We start from the raw sequence: 16,955 nt of genomic DNA, 5'->3' as shown, positions 1-16,955 counted from the left end.
GGGCGAAGAAACGTGAGCCGCCGTGTTCGTGGGCGGACGGCTTCCCTGACGGGCACTCAGTGGCCGACTCGGAGGCAATCGAACGGATTCCCTGGCATATCGGAATCAGTAATACCAACCCACTTGGCACGCCACTCTGACGCCGGCGCAGAGACTGCAGAAGCTCAGGGAATCACGATCACCGGTCGGTTGGCCCGGCGGGCCAGTCGGCCCGAGATCGAGCCGAAAATCCGCCCGATCAGGCGGTGCGTGGTGCCCACGACGATCGCGTCGGCGGCGTACTCCTTACCGACCTCCTCGATCTCGTGGCAGATGTCGCCGCCACGCTCCACCAGGATCCAGGGGACACCGGTCAGGAAGTCCGCGCAGGCGAGCTCCAGGCCGAGCACCTCGGTGCGGTAGTCGGGGGCGTCCACGAAGACTGGAGGTTCACAGCCCGCCCAGACCGTGGTGGGCAGCCGGTTGGCCACATGCACGATGACCAGGCCGCACTGGGAACGGCGGGCCATGCCCACGGCATAGGCGAGTGCCCGCTCGCTGGACAGCGAGCCGTCGAAGCCGACCACCACACCGTGTTGGAAGGCCGGGTCGCAGGACCGAGTGTTCTCGGTCTGCAACGTGGGCGTCTCCTCACCAAGAGGAGTTGTCTGCTTGGGGTGCCGGGACTTCACGTCGCCTCCGCCATCCTCGCCGGCACCTGGCGTGGTACCGACACCATCCGAAACCTCGGCCGACGCCGCCTGCCGACGGCGTTGCCAAGACATGAGCCGACTGCGGCGCGTTGTTCCGCCGCCGGTCTTTCCACTACCGGGCTTTCCACCACGGGACCCTGACTGCGGCGACTGTGGTGACCGGGATGCGTCGAGCAGCGAATCCGCCGTGGAGATATCTGCCGCTCCGGGAAAGCGGAGCAGGTCTGAAGATCGGGGAGACTCAAAACCGGCCATGATTCGAGACTCTTCGAGTGAGATGGGCCGACAGGAAGGACAGCGCTGCGCAGGCGGCAGGCCATTCATTGGCACGTGGTCGGTTGAGGCCGAGCTGCACCGTAAGTGACCTGTTCCTTTCAGAGTACGACGACCGGACCTGGCCGCCCAGCCATTGCGGCTGAGTACGGCAACGATCCCGCTAATGGCGGCGGCGCGAAGTAATCGACGCGCGCCCCGTAACAGCGAGATGACGCCCCGCTTCGCGCGGTTCCCAGGAGCTTGCCTGACGGAGTCTGTGGACGCAACAGGTTGGCCACGCACCGTAGGTGCGGAGTTCAGAAGGAGGTGGGCTTGATGAGGATGCCGTGACACCTGAGACCGGTGAGCTGCAACCAACGTGCCCTGGACCGCTGCAGCGCGCCGACAACCGCTCCGATCTGCGGATTCCCTTCCTCGAAGGGGGCGCCGCTGGCAGCATGCACGCCATGCCGTTGCTGCTGCTCGACCTCGACAACACGCTGCTCCCACGAGACGCCGCCTTCCAGGCCTGGGCCGCGGGGTTTCTCAGTGAATACGGCCTGCCACCGAGCGACCTCGACTGGCTGACCACGATCGACGGCGGCGGCTACGTCCCCCGCAGCACCGTGCTCGGCGCGGCACTGCGTCGGTACGGCCTGGACCTGTCGCTGGACGCCCTGCTGACCCACTACCGACGGGGGATCAATTCTCATATCCACTGCCCGAACTCCCATGTGAAGGCGCTGCGGGCGGCGCGGACCGCCGGTTGGATGCTGGCCATCGTCAGCAACGGCGGGACCGGCGCCCAGGTCGAGAAGATCCGGCGAACCGGGCTGGGCGCCCTGGTCGACGCCTGGGTGGTCTCCGAGGAGGCACGCTGCGCCAAGCCGGACCCATTGATCTTCGAGATCGCCGCGCAGCGCTGCGGCGTGCCCCCGGCCGCCGACTGGGCCGCGGACACCTGGATGATCGGCGACCACGCCCCCGCCGACATAGCCGGCGCCGAGGTGGCCGGAATCCGCAGCGTCTGGCTGCACCACGGACGTCCCTGGTCGGAGCGGGGTTACCGGCCCACACTGAGCGCGCCGGGGCTTCCCGAGGCGGTGGAGCTCGTGCTCGGTTCCCACCCCGTCCTGGGCCCGGGAACGCGGTCCTGGACGGTCGCGGGGACGGGCACCACAGGGTGAGCGGCCAGGGGTGGCAGGGCGAGCGGACGGCGAGCGCCTGAGCGAGGGCACAACGGGCCGCCAGGGGACGGAAGATACCGTTCGACTGCGGAAGAAAAATCGCCTCGGCCTGCCGTCCGGAGACGTCGTTCAAGTGTGGAGCAGGGGCCGTTACCGCGTCGCTCCCCCGCTGCGCACGCGATGAGTCCGCGATCGCGGTGGCTGCATATCCTCGCAATGCCGCTGGGCGACTAACTGATAATCCAGAGAATTGGGGGCATCGAGATGCGCTTGAAACGAGTTTGTTCGACAACAGAACACTGACAACGAAGATCTCGCTCGCCGACCGCCGAGCCGGCCCGGCGCTTTTCCGGGCGAATCACCGCGCCACGCACTCCGTGCCACCCCGGGCGGATGGCCGGTTCGAGCCGGGTCGGTCCGGCCGGATCGGCGCTCGCGCCCGGCCGGGTAGGCGCCGGGTGGGCACCGGGTGGGCGCGGGGTCGGAGCGGGGTCGGAGCGGGCTCGGCGCGGGCTCGGCACCGGGTGGCACCGAGTCCGGACCCGACCCGGCTCGAACCGGCGCCGTGACGGAGGCTGCATCGACGTACCCTCGATGTGGCCCGACGCGACACAACAGGCACCCCCGTGCGGCGCAGGGGCAGCACCGACAGGGCGCACACGTGCACCACGCGCCCCTGCTCCGCAACACCGATTTTCAGTCAGTCTCGGTCCGGTCAAGCAGGGTTGGGCATCGCGCCAGGCCACGCCTCCCTCAGAGGTCAGGCGTCCAGCACCGACGGGGGTCGGCAGTGCCGCAACCAGCCGCCGGCCCACCTGCCCCCTTCCCAGGGGGGTCGACGGGTGCCACGCTTCGTGATCGAATGCATCACGCCAAATTGCCATGTCGACATAGCGTCGGATGGTGAACTTGTCACAACGGCAACGGTCCACCCAGTAGATTCGATCTTGTTGAGCAGTGCCGCACCACCACACCACACCACCGAGGGGGCTTGGGCGCCTTGAACAGGGTGAGCAGGAGCGAGACAGGTCCTGACAGCGGCCAGTCCCCGGCCGGCCGGGGGGCCCGCGTCCCGAGAAGTACCGTCACGCTCACCGCCCAGGCGAAGGCCGCCAACACCACTGGTACCGACACGCTCACTGGCACAGGCATGCTCAATAGTCCGCGACCGAATCGAACGGTCCGTCAGGAGTCGTCGTTCGGGTCGCTGTCCGCGTCGACGGTGATGGGAGCTGTCGTGGCATCAGGTCCTGGCAGTGCCCCCGAGACCGGTATCGGCACGGCGTCCGGACCGAACAGCGGACTACCCGTCAACTCGCCCGCTGGTGTCCTCGGCAGCGGCGCGGGCCTCGGTGGCGTCGGGCAGAGCACCATGGCGCAGAGCGGCGTAGGCCAGAGCAACGCAAGCCAGAGCGGCGTGGGACCGGGCGGCGCAGGACCGGGCGTGCCCGGCCCCGGCCTGGGCGTCGCTCCGCGCAAGCTCGCGGGGCGTCGCCGGCGTGAGACCGTGGCCGTGCTGATCTTCAGCGGTGCGCCCATCTTCGAGAGCTCGATCCCGCTCTCCGTCTTCGGGGTGGACCGCCAGGACGCCGGCGTCCCGCGTTACCGCCTGCTGGTCTGCGGGGGCGAGGAGGGCCCGCTGACCACCACCGGAGGCGTGACGCTCACCGCGCCGTTCGGCTTGGAGGCGCTCTCCCGGGCCGGCACCATCGTCGTCCCGGCCTGGCGGTCGATCTCGCAGCCGCCACCGGTCGAGGCGATCGCCGCACTGCGCAAGGCCCACCACGAGGGCGCGCGGATCATCGGGCTGTGCACGGGCGCGTTCGTGCTCGCCGCCGCCGGCCTGCTGGACGGTCGACCCGCCACCACGCACTGGATGTACGCGCCGACCCTGGCCAAGCGCTACCCGCGGGTGCACGTCGACCCGCGCGAGCTCTTCGTGGACGACGGCGACGTGCTCACCTCCGCCGGCACGGCCGCCGGGATCGACCTCTGCCTGCACGTGGTGCGCAGCGACCACGGTGCCGAGGCCGCCAACGCGCTGGCCCGCCGCCTGGTGGTGCCCAACCGCCGCAGCGGCGGCGGTCAGGCGCAGTACATCGACCAGTCATTACCTGAGGAGATCGGGAACGACCCGCTGGCCGAGGTCGTGACCTGGGCGCTGGAGAACCTGAACCAGCAGTTCGACGTCGAGGTGCTGGCCGCGCGTGCCTACATGAGCCGTCGCACCTTCGACCGGCGGTTCCGCACGCTCACCGGCAGCGCGCCCTTGCAGTGGCTGATCACCCAGCGCGTGCTGCAGGCGCAGCGGCTGCTGGAGACCTCGGAGCTCTCGGTGGACGACGTCGCCCGGCGCTGCGGGTTCCGTTCGCCGGTGGCGCTTCGCGGGCACTTCCGGCGACAGCTCGGCGTCTCCCCCGCCGCCTATCGGACCAGCTACCGCGCGCGCCGCCCGGGGCCGGGCGCGCTGGTCGGCATGCCCGCGCAGGGCGCGGTGCAGGGCACGGCCGGACTGGCCGGCGCCGGGTCGACGGCCGGTCTGGCCGGAGCGGCGGCGATGGCCTTCGGTGCCGCTCCCGCCGGCACGGCGGCGAGCAGTGGCGCCCATGGCGGAGCGACGAGCGGGGCGCCAGGCGGGGCGACGACCGTGGCGGGCAGCGGTGGCCCGGGCGGGGGATGCTCGGTGCTTCCGGCGGCTCGGCCGGCTTGGGCATGGTCGCCGGCTCGGGCATCGGCACCGGCCAGGGTGGCGCAGGTGGCGCAGGTGGTTCGGGTGGTTCGGGCGGTTCGGGCGGTGTGACGGGCGGCGGCAAGGCGCGCGGTGGCGGGCAGGCCGCGCTTCCGGCACCGGGGAAGAACCGGATCCGTCCGCTGGTACCTCCGCAGCCCGGTCCGGCGACGCGACGCGGGCCCGGTCCGGCTGCCCGGCCAGTCGAGCACGCGGTGGCGGAGGACGGCCACCCGCAGCCGAGCGCGCGCGGTGCCGGCGCGGGCCACCGCACCGACCGGCCCACGGACGGCCGGGGTGAGGCGCGTTCGGAACGGGGCGCGGAGGGGCGACCGGCCTCGCGGCCGGCGGTCCGACCGGTCACCGGTGCCGCGGCTCGAACGGGCCTGGCCGGACGACCGGGTGTGGTGGGCCCGACGGGACTCACCGGCACCACGGGCGCAGCGGGAGTGGCCGGCGCAGCGGGGGTGGCCGGGACGGCGAACGGTCAGCGGGGTGTCAGCGACCAGCGCGCGGCCGGGGGGATGCGACGCCCGCCGAGCCCCGGCGGGAACGGCACCGTGGGAGCCGCCACGGCCGCCGGTCGCACCGACGGGTCGGCGCGCAGCGAGGCCGATCCCGACGGGCCCTCGACGGCGGAGCCCGAGGCCTGACCGCCTGCGCCGGACTGACCGACGGTTGCCGGGGCGAGCCGCGCCCCGGCAACGGATCGAACCCCGACTGCCGGGCCGCGCCCCGACAGCGGGGTTCCGCCCGCCCCGCCGTCCCATCCGCCGGACCGGCGCATCCCCCGGGCCGCCCCCGGAGCGGCCCGAACCGGTCACCTGACGGACCGTCAGCCACCCAACCCGCCCGCGCCTCGGGCCCGGCGGCTGCCCAGCACGGGTAGGAGCGCCGTAGGGTGAGTCATGTGAACGACCGTTTGGTATGGATCGACTGTGAAATGACCGGCCTCGACCTGGAGCGCGACGCGCTGATCGAGGTGGCGGCGCTGGTCACCGACTCCGAGCTCAACATCCTCGGCGAGGGCGTGGATGTCGTCATCCGCCCGCCGGCCCAGGCGCTCGAGACCATGCCGGAGGTGGTGCGCCAGATGCACACCTCCTCCGGTCTGCTCGACGAGCTCGCCGACGGGGTGACGCTCGCCGAGGCCGAGCAGCTGGTGCTCGACTACGTCCGCCAGCACGCGCCCGAGGCCGGGAAGACCCCGCTGTGCGGGAACTCGGTGGCCACCGACCGCGGCTTCCTGGCCCGGGACATGCCGGCCCTGGAGGGACACCTGCACTACCGGATCGTGGACGTCTCCTCGATCAAGGAGCTGTCCCGCCGCTGGTATCCCCGGGCGTACTACAACAGCCCGCAGAAGGGGGGCAGCCACCGGGCGCTGGCGGATATCCGGGAGAGCATCGCCGAACTGCAGTACTACCGCGAGGCGGTGTTCGTTCCGGCGCCCGGGCCGGAGACCGAGGACGCCCGACGGATCGCAGCCAAGTACCAGCTGTCCGAGGACTGAGGCGGAGCGGACTGAGGCGGAGCGGGGCGACAGGCCGACCTCCGGGTGCCACCCGGAGCACCCGGAGTCCGGTGCTGGGCGCGGTCGTTGTGACCCAGGTCACCCACCTGCCCGCACTCCCACCGCACCGCGAAACCCTGGCGCGAGCACCCGCTCGGATCCTGTAGAGTTCTTCCTGTCAGCGCGGGAACGCGCCGGACAGATGGTGGGTGTAGCTCAGTTGGTAGAGCACCTGGTTGTGGTCCAGGTGGCCGCGGGTTCGAGTCCCGTCACTCACCCCAAGTCCGAGAGGGCCTGATCTCTTCGAGATCAGGCCCTCTCGGCGTTTCCGACTATCCGAATCCCCTCTGTCCGAGTCGGCTACTCGCAAGTAACATAGCCGCCATGACGACTCCCACCATCGGCCAGCTGCTGGCCTCCACCGTTCCGATGGCCCGCACGCTGAACCTGACCTACCTGGAGACGAGCCCGGAGCGGGCCGTGCTGCAGCTGCCGGACCAGCCGGACTTCCACAACCACGTGGGCGGGCCGCACGCCGGTGCGATGTTCACCCTGGGCGAGTCGGCCAGCGGTTGCATCGTGCTGGCCGCCTTCGGGGACCAGCTCTCGCGCGCGGTGCCGCTGGCCGTCAGCGCCGAGATCGCCTACAAGAAGCTGGCGATGGGCACCGTGACCGCCACCGCCACGTTGGGTCGCCCGGCCGAGGAGATCATCGCCGAGCTGGACGCCGGGCAGCGCCCGGAGTTCCCGGTGGCGGTGGAGATCACCCGCGAGGACGGCGCGGTGACCGGCGTGATGAGCGTGCTCTGGACGCTGCGGCCCAACGGCTGAGCGGGCCCGATCTGTCATAACGTCAGATCGGCTGAAAATCGCCCCTGCCGGCGCCTGGGGCGCGGCCGTGACCTCGTGACGGGGCGGCTCGTTCTCCTCTCACGTGCGAGCCAATCACGCGTCACCCGCGCCCGAACCGCCGCCCGCCGCCTCGTCCGCCCCCGCACCGGTACCGGCGCCCGGCAGCGGCCACCGGCTGCCCCGGCAACGAGCCCGCACATTGGCGGCCGGCGGTGCGGTGCTCGCGCAGGTCTGGGGGCTCGGGCTCGGCGTGACGGCCGCCTACGCCTACGCGAGCACCGGGGTCGGCGCGGGACAGGTGGCCAGCGACACGGTCCGGACCGTCGGTGCGCCTGGGTCCGGTACCGGCGACGGCGGCGTCCTCGGCACGGCTGGGGCGGAGGCGGGGAACGTCGACCAGCTGCTGCACAGCCGGATCCGCGCGGGCGACCTGCCCCTGCCCGGACAGGCGACGGCCGTACCGGACGCGTTCGCCCTCGCCGCTGTACTGCTGCCCGCCGTGCCCGCCCAGCCCGGTGCACGAGGTACCCAAGCCGCACCCGCGACCGGCGACGCCGGGCACCCGGCTTCGGCGAGCGGCGCCAGCGGCAGCGGCAGCGGCAGCGGCAGCGGCAGCGGGGAACGGTCGGGGCGGATCTTCGGCGGGATCGGCTCACCTGCCGCGTCCGACAGCGAGGCGGCGAGGAACCGTGCCAACTCCTCGCCGGACGCCTGGCGGACGGGTGAGGCGTGGACCCACGGGGCGGCCGCCGATCCTGCGGGCACGACCGACGAAGGGCAGGCCGGCGGCGGCTCGGCCTACGCAGGCTCGGCAGTCGCGTTCACGGCCCGTACCGCCGAGCTCGCCGCCTCCCGCGACGGTGAGCGGTCCCTGGTCGGCGCCCCGCTCCCGGCGACCGGGACGGAGCCCGGTGCGAGCCTGCCGAACCACGCCGGGCCGATCGCCATCGGCGAGCAGGCAGTGGCCGCGGCCACCTCGGCGGGACCGCTCGCGGCCACCGGCGTGGAGAACGCGGTGCTGATCCCGATCGCCGCGGGCCTGCTGCTGACCGGCGCGGCGATGTACAAGCACCGAGGGCTGCCACGCGGCCACTGAGCCGCACGCCCTCACCCTCGGGTGTCCCCACTCGCCGTGGTCAGCGGCCCGCCCACTTGAACGCGTCCGGGGGCGGGGCCGGCGAGGGGGCGGCGGCCGCGTCGGTGGCGACGGCTGCGCCACCGGTGAAGGCGGCCAGATCCGCGCCGTGCTCGACCCGGCCGAGCGCGGAGTCGCTGGCCACCCGGCGGGTCAACTCCGCGATCGGCAGCGGGGTGTGAGCCGCCGCCAGGATCAGGTTGCCGAAGCGCTTGCCGCGCAACACCGCCGGGTCGGCGATCAGGGCGACTTCGGGGAAGACCGCCAGCAGGGTGGCCACCTGGGAGCGGGCGAAGGCCAACCCGGCGCCGTCGGTGATGTTCACCGCATAACGGCCGCCAGGGGCCAGGGCTCGGGCAGCCAGGGTGGCGAACTCGACGGTGGTGCAGTGCGCGGGGACCCGGGCACCGGAGAAGACATCGGCGATCACCAGGTCGGCGCCGGCCTCGGGGGCCCGTTCCAGGACGGTGCGGGCGTCGGCGCCACGGACCTTGATCTGCCAGTTCGGGTGCAGCGGGAGTTCGGCGCGGACCCACTCGGTGAGACCGGTGTCGAGTTCGGCGACCTGCTGCCGGGAGCGTGGCCGGGTCGCGGCGGTGTAGCGGGCCAGGGTCAGCGCGCCGCCACCGAGGTGCAGCACCTGGATGGGCTTGCCGGGCTCGGCCGCCAGGTCGACCAGGTGACCGAGTCGGCGCTGGTACTCGAAGCCGAGCCGAGTGGGGTCGGCGAGGTCGACGTGCGACTGCGGGGCGCCGTCGAGCAGCAGCGACCAGGCCTGCGGGTGGTCGCGGTCGGGGACGAGCTCGGCCAGACCGGTGTCGGTCCGCCGTGAACGCGGGCCGCCGACGTCGGCAGCCTCGACGGCAGCGGTCGCGTCGTCCGTGGTCGGCCGCCTGCGCGGGGCCCGTCGCTCTCGTCCCATGGAGCGAAGTATCGCCGGTGCCGGCACGGAACGCGCAGGTGGGAGGCCCGGAACGGGCAACCGGGGTGCGCGGGACACGCAACCAGCGTGCGCAGGACGCTCAGGCAGGACACGCGGGCAGGCAGGACACCAGGCAGGATGCGCCGAGCGCAGAAGCACGGAGCCCAGGACGCACAGCCACCAGGCTCAGAAAGGCCCCAGGCCACCGGCCGTCAGAGTGCGCGCCGCCTCGCACAGCGCGGAGCGCAGCACCCAGGGATCCGTGGTGCTCGGGCTCAGCCCGGGGCCGGTCGGTGGCAGCAGCCAGCGTGGGTCGGTGGCCGACAGGGCGGCGGAGCCGGCGGTACAGGAGGTGCCGGGCAGATGCCAGAGCTCGGCCGTGCCGGCGGGGACCAGGAAGTCGACGCTGGCTCCGGTCTCCCCTTGCACCACCGAACCGCAGGCCCCCCGCAGCCGCAGGATGTCGACGGTCTCCAGGCCATAGCGCAGCGGCACGGTGACGGTGTCGCACCGCCGGCTGTACCCCCGGGTGACGGCCGCGCGTGCGGCGGCCGACCGCCCCGCAGGTGTGCGACCGGCCGCCGGTCGACCGAGGGGCGGGGGCTCGACCGAGTGGAACTGTGGCGCTCCGGTGACCATCATGCGGGCCCTCCTGGTTCGGTTCGCTCCCCGTACCACCCTGCCCGTCCTGTCCACCTCGGGCCGCTCGACTTCGCACAGTGAGCGGAGACTTGATGACCCGTCAGTAAGACAAGTGAACTGATGGTATGAATGTGGCTGGCACTGCGGCCGAGAGGCGGGCAGCGCCCGGTCTCCCGATATCAACACAACGGGCCTGACCCACAGATAGCCACGGGGCGCCTTACAGCAAGCCATGGCATTTCATGGCAGATCTCCCAAGAAATGTCCGCTTTAGCCAGTAATAAGCGCAATTTTCCCGGACACCCATCGTGAGACCCTGATGACAGCCGGTACTGTCGAGCCGTCGCCTCGGTCGGGACCACCCGACCCACGGGCCCCACCCCGCACGATGCTCGGAGCGACTCATGGCAATCCTGGCCCCCGCAGCCGCCCCTCCCGCCCCCTCCCCCAACGCCGCGATGCGCGAGCTGCGCGGCGACCTGTCCCCCGCCGAGTTCGCCACCGCGATCCGCCGGGCGGCCCGGGAGATCGGCGAACACGTCTCCTGCGACGCCCGCTACATCGGACGCGTCGAGGCCGGCGAGATCCGCTGCCCCAACTACGCCTACGAGCGGGTGTTCCGCCACATCTGGCCGGACCGTTCCCTGGAGGACCTCGGCTTCTCGCCCCGCACCGACGTCCGTCGCCGTCCGTCGGCGCAGCGAACGCCCCAGCCCCAGGCCCAGGCCCAGCCCCACCCCAGACCTCTCGCGCGGTTCGATGCCGCGCCGCACCATCCCGACGAGGAGAACGACGACGTGCGTCGCCGTACGTTCCTGAGCGGCGGACCGACCGCCCTGGCCAGCGTGCTCGGCCTGGACGCACCTGCCGGGGCCGCCGTCCCGCGCCCCGCGCCGCTGCCGCTGCCCGCGCCGCGCAAGGTCGGCGCCGCCGACGTCCGACTGGTCGAGCAGGCGGTCCGGGAGATCCGGCTGGCCGACGACGTGCACGGCGCGGACAGCCTGTTCGAGCGGGCCGGGCAGTCCCTGCGCCACGCCTACGTGCTGCTCAACGAGGGCGAGTACTCGCTCACCACCGAGCGCCGGCTCCAGTCCACCGCCGGCGAACTGGCCATCTCGGTGGGCTGGCTGGCGCACGACTCCAACCGGCTCGGCGACGCCCGCTCGTTCTACGCCGAGGCGCTGGCCACCGCCCGGATGGCCAACGACGCGGCGCTGGAGGCGCACGTCTTCTGCAACAGCGCCTTCCTGGCCCGGGACGCCGGACGACCGCGCGAGGCGCTGCGGGCCGCCCAGGCCGGCCAGAGCGCGGCTCGCAACCTGGACTCCGACCGGCTGCTGGCGCTGCTCGCCATGCGCGAGGCCGGCGGCTGGGCGCTGCTGCACGACCGGGGCGCCTGCGAACGGGCGCTGACCCGCGCGTACACGCTCTTCGACCGGGGCGAGTGCGAGGCCGATCCGGAGTGGATGTCCTTCTTCGGCGAGGCCGAGATCGCCGGCCTGGAGGCGCAGTGCTGGGCCGCGCTCGGCGAGTGGGACCAAGCCAGCAGCCGGGCCGGGCAGGCCATAGCGCTGCAGGAGCCGCATTTCGTGCGCAACCGGGCGTTGTACACGGCCGAGTTGGCGCACGACCGGCTCGGGCGCGGGGACCTGCACGGCGCCGCCGCACACGGCAGCGCCGCGGTGGCCCTGCTCGGCGAGGTCAGGTCGGCCCGGATCCGCGGCATGCTCACCGACACCGCGAGCCGACTGCGCGGCCACCGCGCGGTGGCCGAGGTCCGCGCCTTCCTGGACGACTACGACCAGGCCGTGGCGGCCTGACGGCCCACCCGACGGCCCACCGACCGAGCGTCAGTCGCCGAGCGCGTCCAGGTGGCTGTGGTCGTTCCAGATCTCGATCGCGGGCAGCCCGTACTCCCAGGAGAGCACCGAGAGCGCGGCCGTGCCGAGCTTGAGCCGCTGACCGTACTCGGGCGCCAGGCCGAGCCAGCGGGACGCCAGCACCCGCAGCAGGTGCCCGTGGGCGAAGACCATCACATCGCAGTCGGCCGCGTGCATGGTGGTGGTGTCGGGGTGCGGGGTGCCGTGGTCCTCCTCGATCGAGGCGAGGAAGGCGTCGGCCCGGGCCGCGACCTCCGAGAGCTTCTCGCCACCGGGCACGCCGTCGCGCCAGATCAGCCAGCCCGGGTGGTCGTGCTCACGGATCTCCAGGCCGGTGCGGCCCTCGTACGCGCCGTAGTCCCACTCGAGCAGTTCGGGCCGGTCCACGGCGCGGTCGCCGAAGCCGGCCAGTTCGCAGGTCTCCCTGGCCCGGGAGAGCGGGCTGGTGTAGACCCGGGCGTCCGGCAGACCGTCCCAGGGCGCTCGCTTCAGGCGCGCGCCGACCAGGCGGGCCATCTCGCGCCCCTCCTCGGTGAGCGGGATGTCGGTCCGGCCGGTGTGCTGGCCGCTCGCCGACCAGGCGGTCTCACCGTGGCGGACGAGGATCAGACGAGCGGGCATCGCGGACTCCTGTGCGGGCTGGACGCGGGTGACGGGGCAGCGGCCTGGTCACGGGGGCACTGCCATGATTCCCTACCCGCCGGCTACTCCCGGGTACACCCCCCGCGCCCCGGGACCCGAGTACTGCGCCAGGTCGTGGCCGCGGCCCCGGACCCCGGGCCGCGCGCCCGGATTGTCGGTGCCGGGTGCAAGACTGGCGAGCACCATGAACGTCTCGCTCTCCGATCAGCCCGCGCGTCGGCTGGCCGCCCTGCGCGGTGGCTCCGAGCCGCGCGGTCTGGACGCCCGCGCGCTGGCCGCTCTCGCCGCCAATCCCGGCTGCCGCCGCCGGGCCCTGCTGGACGCCGCCGGAGTGGACAAGGGCGCGGTGGCCGGCCGGCTCGGCCGCCCGGCGCCGTTCGGCCGCTCCCCGTTCGCGATCGCCCGCGGCACGGTCTTCGAGGCCCGGCTGAAGGCCGACGGCTGCGCGGCCCTGCTCGCCCCGCTGCGCCGGCACCTCGGTCTGCCGCCGGGCGACGGCGACCGGCTGGACGCGCCGGACCTGCTGACCAGCGCGGGCCCGGCGGTGCGCGCCGCACGGACGGCCGAGGCGCTGGCCGAGGCGGTCGCCGCCTCGATCGAGGAGCCGAGCCGGTGGACCCTGCTGGACCACCCGATGCTGCGGCTGACGGTGGCCGGCGCGCCCGCCTACCTGGAGCCGGACGCGGTCATCGTGCACGGCGGACGGTGCACCGTGGTGGAGATCAAGTCCTTCCCGGTGCTGGACGGTTCGGCCGATCCGGCGAAGGTCGGCGCGGCCGCCCGGCAGGCCGCGGTCTACGTGCTGGCGCTGCAGGAGGCGGCCGGCCACGACGACCAGTACGGCCCGTACCAGGATCCGCAACTGCCCGGCAGTCCGGAGCCGACCGTCCTGCTGGTCTGCCCACAGGACTTCGGCCAGCGGCCGACCGCCGCCGCGATCGATGTCCGACGCGAACTCGCGACCACTCGCCGCCAGTTGGCGCGGATGACCAGGATCGAGGAGCTGCTGGACGCGCTGCCGCCCGGCACCAGCTTCGACCTCGCGCCCGATCAGGCCGGTCAACCGACCAGGCCGGTGGCCGAGTTGGCCCAGGCGGTGGACGCGGTGCCGGCCTCCTACGGCCCCGAGTGCCTCTCCAGCTGCGAGTTGGGGTTCCTCTGCCGGACCCAGGCCCGTGGGGCGGATGTGGTGACCCAGCTCGGCCGTGGCGTCCGGGCGGACTTCGGCGGGCTGCACACGGTGACCGAGGCACTGGCGGCAGCGGCCGGCCAGGCCGCGGCCACCGGCGAACCCGAGGACCCGGCCGCCGAACGGCTGCGCTACGCGGCCCAGTTGCGCGCCGAAGCGCTCGCCGCCCAACCAGCCGCCCAGCACGCCGCCCAACCAGTTGCCCAACACGCCGTCCAGCACGCCGCCGAGCACGCCGTCCAGCCGGCGGTGGTGTCGCGATGAGCCTGCTGACCACGCTGGCCCGGCTGGAGGCGATCCGCAGCGGGCACGCCGAGCCGCTGGCCACCGTCCGCCACCGGCACCTGGCCGAGCGGCCCATGGTGCTGGTCCCGCTGGCCACCGCCGTGGAGGACGGCGCACCGCTGGCCGTGCTGCTCGGCACCGACCGCGCCGCGCCCGCCCTGCACTTCGTGCCGCAACCGCTGAACCGGGAGCGTCGCGCCGAGTTCCTGGCCGCCTTCGCCGACGACCTGCTGCCCTACCTGGAGTCCTTCGGCGCCGAGGTGGAGCTGATCGAGGGGTCCGAGAAGGACGCCGAGACCGGCGAGAAGACCCTGATCACCCGGGAGCTCTGCGCGGACGCGCCACAGCTGGTCGTGCCCAACTCCGGCGCGGTCCGCCATCTGGCGCTGCTCGGTCGGGCCACCCGGTTCCGCCGCACCGCCGAGGACCCCGACCCCGGCCCGTACCCCTCCCCCACCCGGGTGCCGCTGCTGGGCCGTTGGCTGACGCATCTCACCGAGCGCGCCCAAGTCCCGGGCTCCAGCCTGCTGCTGCCGCTGACCGGGCTGCTGGCCCGGCACTGGGCGACCGGCCAGAGCTTCCTGGAGGACCAGCACCTGGCCGCCCAACTGGCCTGGCACGCACCGCCGCCCGGCCTGACCGGCGCCCAGGCGGCCGAGCTGGCCGAGACCGCCCGGGACGAGCGCGGCCAGCTGCTCCACCCGCCGGCCGGCCCCGCCACCGACCCGCGGTTCGACGAGAAGGAGCTGGCCCCCGCGATCACCCGCTACGACGCCGCCCTGACCGCCCTGCGCCAGGCGCAGCGGCAGGAGCAGCGGGTGCCCGAGGCGCAGGCCGTGCTCGACCGGTCCGTCGAGCAGCTGCGGGAGCTACTCCTCTCGGTCCTGCTCCCGACCTGGCAGGACGTCTGGCGCGGCCTGGAGCTGCTGCGGACCCTGCCGCCGGCCGCCCACCTGCCGGAGCGCTGGGAGAGCGACCGCTGGTCGTACACCGGCCACCGGGACCGGCTGGCCGCCGGCGAGCCGCCGCAGCCCCGGCTGGACGACGCCGTGACGGCTGCCCGCAAACTGGCCCAGCGCGAGCGCGAGCAGGTCCGGCTGGATGTCCAGGAGGCCCTGGACGATCCGCTGGCGATGGCCGAACGGCGGCTGGCCGGTGAGGCGTTCAGCGGTGTGGTGACCGAGCTGGTGCCCGAGTACGACACCACGGGCCGCTCGCCGAAGCCGCGGCCGCTGCTCACCGTGCGCACCGCGGACCGGCCGCACGCCGATCCGGGCCGCGAGGTGCACCGGGCCGGGGGCCCGGCCGCGCAGAAGGCCGAGATCACCGCCTTCGACCCGGCCGCCGGCCTGGTCACGGTCCGGGTGCTGAACGGGATGGGTCGGCGGAAGGAGCCCGAACCGGGCAGCCTGCCCGAGCCCGGGGAGCCGGTCACCTTCACCCTGTTCGAGCTGACGGTCCGTCAATCCGCCCCGCTGCCCGAGCCGGACGACACTCCGTGGACACACGGTGGACCTCCGTCCGCCGCGCAGAATTCGACTGCCACCGTTGAAGAGTGGGCATGACCAGCACTGTGAGCTTCCTCGAGCCCGTGGTTTCCGAGCCGGGCACCGACTCCGGCACCCGTCCCGGCGCCGCTGCCGACGCCGCCGTGGCCGCGATCCTGGCGGCCACGGTCCACCCGGCCCCGGCGCGCCGCGCGGCGTGGTGGTCGACTCCCCGCCGGGCGCCGGCAAGTCCACCTTGGTGGTGAAGGCCGCCCAGGAGCTGGTGGGCGCGGGCGAGCGGCTGATGATCGTGGCCCAGACGAACAGTCAGGTGGACGACCTGGTCGACCGGTTGGCCGCCAAGGCCGGGGAGCTGACCATCGGCCGGCTGCACAGCTCCGACGCCAGGCCCGCCGCCGAGGCGCTGCGCCATCCGAACGTGGTGGCCAGCAGCAAGCCGGGCGAGCTGCTGGAACAGGACGTGGTGATCTCCACCGCCGCCAAGTGGCAGTGGGTCAAGGACGTCGAGCCGTGGCGGCACGCGATCGTGGACGAGGCGTACCAGATGCGCTCGGACGCCCTGCTGGCCGTCGCCCGGCTCTTCGAGCGGGCGCTGTTCGTCGGTGACCCCGGCCAGCTGGACCCGTTCACAGTGGTCGGCACCGAGCAGTGGAGCGGGCTCTCGTACGACCCGTCGAGCAGCGCCGTGGTCACCCTGCTGGCGCACAATCCGGCGATCGAGCCGCACCGGCTGCCGGTCTCCTGGCGGCTGCCCGCCTCGGCCGCGCCGCTGATCTCGGCCGCCTTCTACCCCTATACCCCGTTCCGCTCCGGCACCGGCCCGGGGGAGCGGCTGCTGATCCCGACCGTCCGCCCGGACGGCGGGGCGGTGGACGCCGCGATCGACGAGGCGGCCGAGCACGGCTGGGCGCTGCTGGAACTGCCGGCCCGGCACACCGTGCGGACCGACCCGCAGGCGGTGGCAGCGGTGGCCGAGACCGTGCGCCGACTGCTGGAACGGTCGCTGGTGGCCGAGTCCGAGCAGGGCCGGGCGCCGCTGACCCCGGGGCGGATCGCGGTCGGCACCGCGCACCGCGACCAGGCCGCCGCCGTCCGGGCGGCGCTGACCGGGCTCGGCATCCCGGTGGATCCGGCGGCCGGCCCGGCCGTCACCGTGGACACCGCCAACCGCCTGCAGGGGCGCGAGTACGACGTCACCGTGGTGCTGCACCCGCTCTCCGGCCGGCCGGACGCGACCGCGTTCCATCTGGAGACCGGGCGGCTGTGCGTGCTGGCCTCCCGGCACCGGCACGCCTGCATCGTGGTGGCCAGGGCCGGGATCCCCGAGCTGCTGGACGAGCACCCGGCCACCGACCCGGTGCAGCTGGGCAGCGCGGTGCGGATCCCGCACGGCTGGGAGGAGAAGATCGGCGGCCAGGTGATCCCGCTGCTGGAACGGGTCGGCGCCCAGTTCCCGGACGGCTGGGAGGCCAACCACCGGGTCCTGCAGCACCTCGCCGAGCACCGCGTGCGCCTCGGTTGAGAC

General features: G+C 73.5%; 12 protein-coding genes, 1 tRNA gene and 1 pseudogene. 10 read left to right on the top strand and 4 right to left on the bottom strand.

What is annotated here, in order from left to right:
• Positions 1–164: 164 nt before the first annotated feature.
• Positions 165–617, bottom strand: coding sequence for a universal stress protein (locus tag BR98_RS28390; protein ID WP_232247652.1), 453 nt, complete (start codon positions 615–617; stop codon positions 165–167).
• Positions 618–1,414: 797 nt separating this feature from the next.
• Here BR98_RS28390 and BR98_RS28385 point away from each other — a divergent pair.
• The 6 genes from BR98_RS28385 to BR98_RS28355 all read left to right on the top strand — a co-directional run bounded on the left by BR98_RS28385 (position 1,415) and on the right by BR98_RS28355 (position 8,323).
• Entirely contained in the window at positions 1,415–2,134 is a 720-nt protein-coding gene (locus BR98_RS28385) for an HAD family hydrolase (RefSeq protein WP_063774950.1), read from the top strand.
• Between the two features lie 1,237 nt (positions 2,135–3,371).
• Entirely contained in the window at positions 3,372–4,934 is a 1,563-nt protein-coding gene (locus BR98_RS28380) for a helix-turn-helix domain-containing protein (protein WP_232247651.1), read from the top strand.
• Positions 4,935–5,772: 838 nt separating this feature from the next.
• A complete protein-coding gene (gene orn / locus BR98_RS28370; RefSeq protein WP_035849043.1) occupies positions 5,773–6,375 on the top strand; it encodes an oligoribonuclease in 603 nt (200 codons plus the stop codon).
• A gap of 205 nt (positions 6,376–6,580) precedes the next feature.
• Positions 6,581–6,656, top strand: a tRNA-His gene (locus tag BR98_RS28365).
• A gap of 103 nt (positions 6,657–6,759) precedes the next feature.
• Positions 6,760–7,206 carry a DUF4442 domain-containing protein gene (locus BR98_RS28360; RefSeq protein WP_035849040.1) on the top strand — a complete coding sequence of 149 codons (447 nt, stop codon included), beginning with the start codon at positions 6,760–6,762 and terminating at the stop codon, positions 7,204–7,206.
• A 103-nt stretch (positions 7,207–7,309) separates the two neighbouring features.
• Entirely contained in the window at positions 7,310–8,323 is a 1,014-nt protein-coding gene (locus tag BR98_RS28355; protein ID WP_157537963.1) for a hypothetical protein, read from the top strand.
• A gap of 40 nt (positions 8,324–8,363) precedes the next feature.
• On the opposite strand, the gene BR98_RS28350 is transcribed toward BR98_RS28355, so the two are convergent.
• Positions 8,364–9,284, bottom strand: coding sequence for a spermidine synthase (locus BR98_RS28350; protein ID WP_035849036.1), 921 nt, complete (start codon positions 9,282–9,284; stop codon positions 8,364–8,366).
• Positions 9,285–9,470: 186 nt separating this feature from the next.
• The gene (locus BR98_RS28345; protein WP_051970288.1) at positions 9,471–9,926 is read right to left on the bottom strand and encodes a hypothetical protein; all 456 of its coding nucleotides are present in this window, start codon (positions 9,924–9,926) and stop codon (positions 9,471–9,473) included.
• Between the two features lie 404 nt (positions 9,927–10,330).
• Between BR98_RS28345 and BR98_RS28340 the strand changes: the two genes are divergently transcribed.
• Entirely contained in the window at positions 10,331–11,746 is a 1,416-nt protein-coding gene (locus BR98_RS28340; protein WP_035849034.1) for a hypothetical protein, read from the top strand.
• Positions 11,747–11,776: 30 nt separating this feature from the next.
• Here BR98_RS28340 and BR98_RS28335 read toward each other — a convergent pair whose 3' ends face one another.
• On the bottom strand, positions 11,777–12,427 hold the full coding sequence (locus tag BR98_RS28335; RefSeq protein WP_035849032.1) for a histidine phosphatase family protein: 651 nt from the start codon (positions 12,425–12,427) through the stop codon (positions 11,777–11,779).
• A gap of 205 nt (positions 12,428–12,632) precedes the next feature.
• On the opposite strand from BR98_RS28335, the gene BR98_RS28330 reads away from it, so the two are divergent.
• From BR98_RS28330 to BR98_RS28320, 3 genes and pseudogenes are all read left to right on the top strand, one after another.
• Positions 12,633–13,901 (top strand): hypothetical protein, encoded by a 1,269-nt coding sequence (locus tag BR98_RS28330; RefSeq protein WP_063774854.1) that lies wholly within the window; start codon positions 12,633–12,635, stop codon positions 13,899–13,901.
• Positions 13,898–15,487, top strand: a complete 1,590-nt coding sequence (locus BR98_RS28325) for a hypothetical protein (RefSeq protein WP_035849028.1) — start codon at positions 13,898–13,900, stop codon at positions 15,485–15,487. The genes BR98_RS28330 and BR98_RS28325 overlap by 4 nt, the downstream gene beginning before the upstream one ends.
• Positions 15,484–16,952 (top strand): annotated as a pseudogene (locus BR98_RS28320) (AAA family ATPase). Before BR98_RS28325 ends, BR98_RS28320 begins: the two are co-directional and overlap by 4 nt.
• Positions 16,953–16,955: the final 3 nt, after the last annotated feature.

Origin of the sequence: Kitasatospora azatica KCTC 9699 (assembly GCF_000744785.1) — a bacterium.
GTDB lineage: Bacteria > Actinomycetota > Actinomycetes > Streptomycetales > Streptomycetaceae > Kitasatospora > Kitasatospora azatica.
This window is presented reverse-complemented; position numbering and strand designations above follow the sequence as displayed.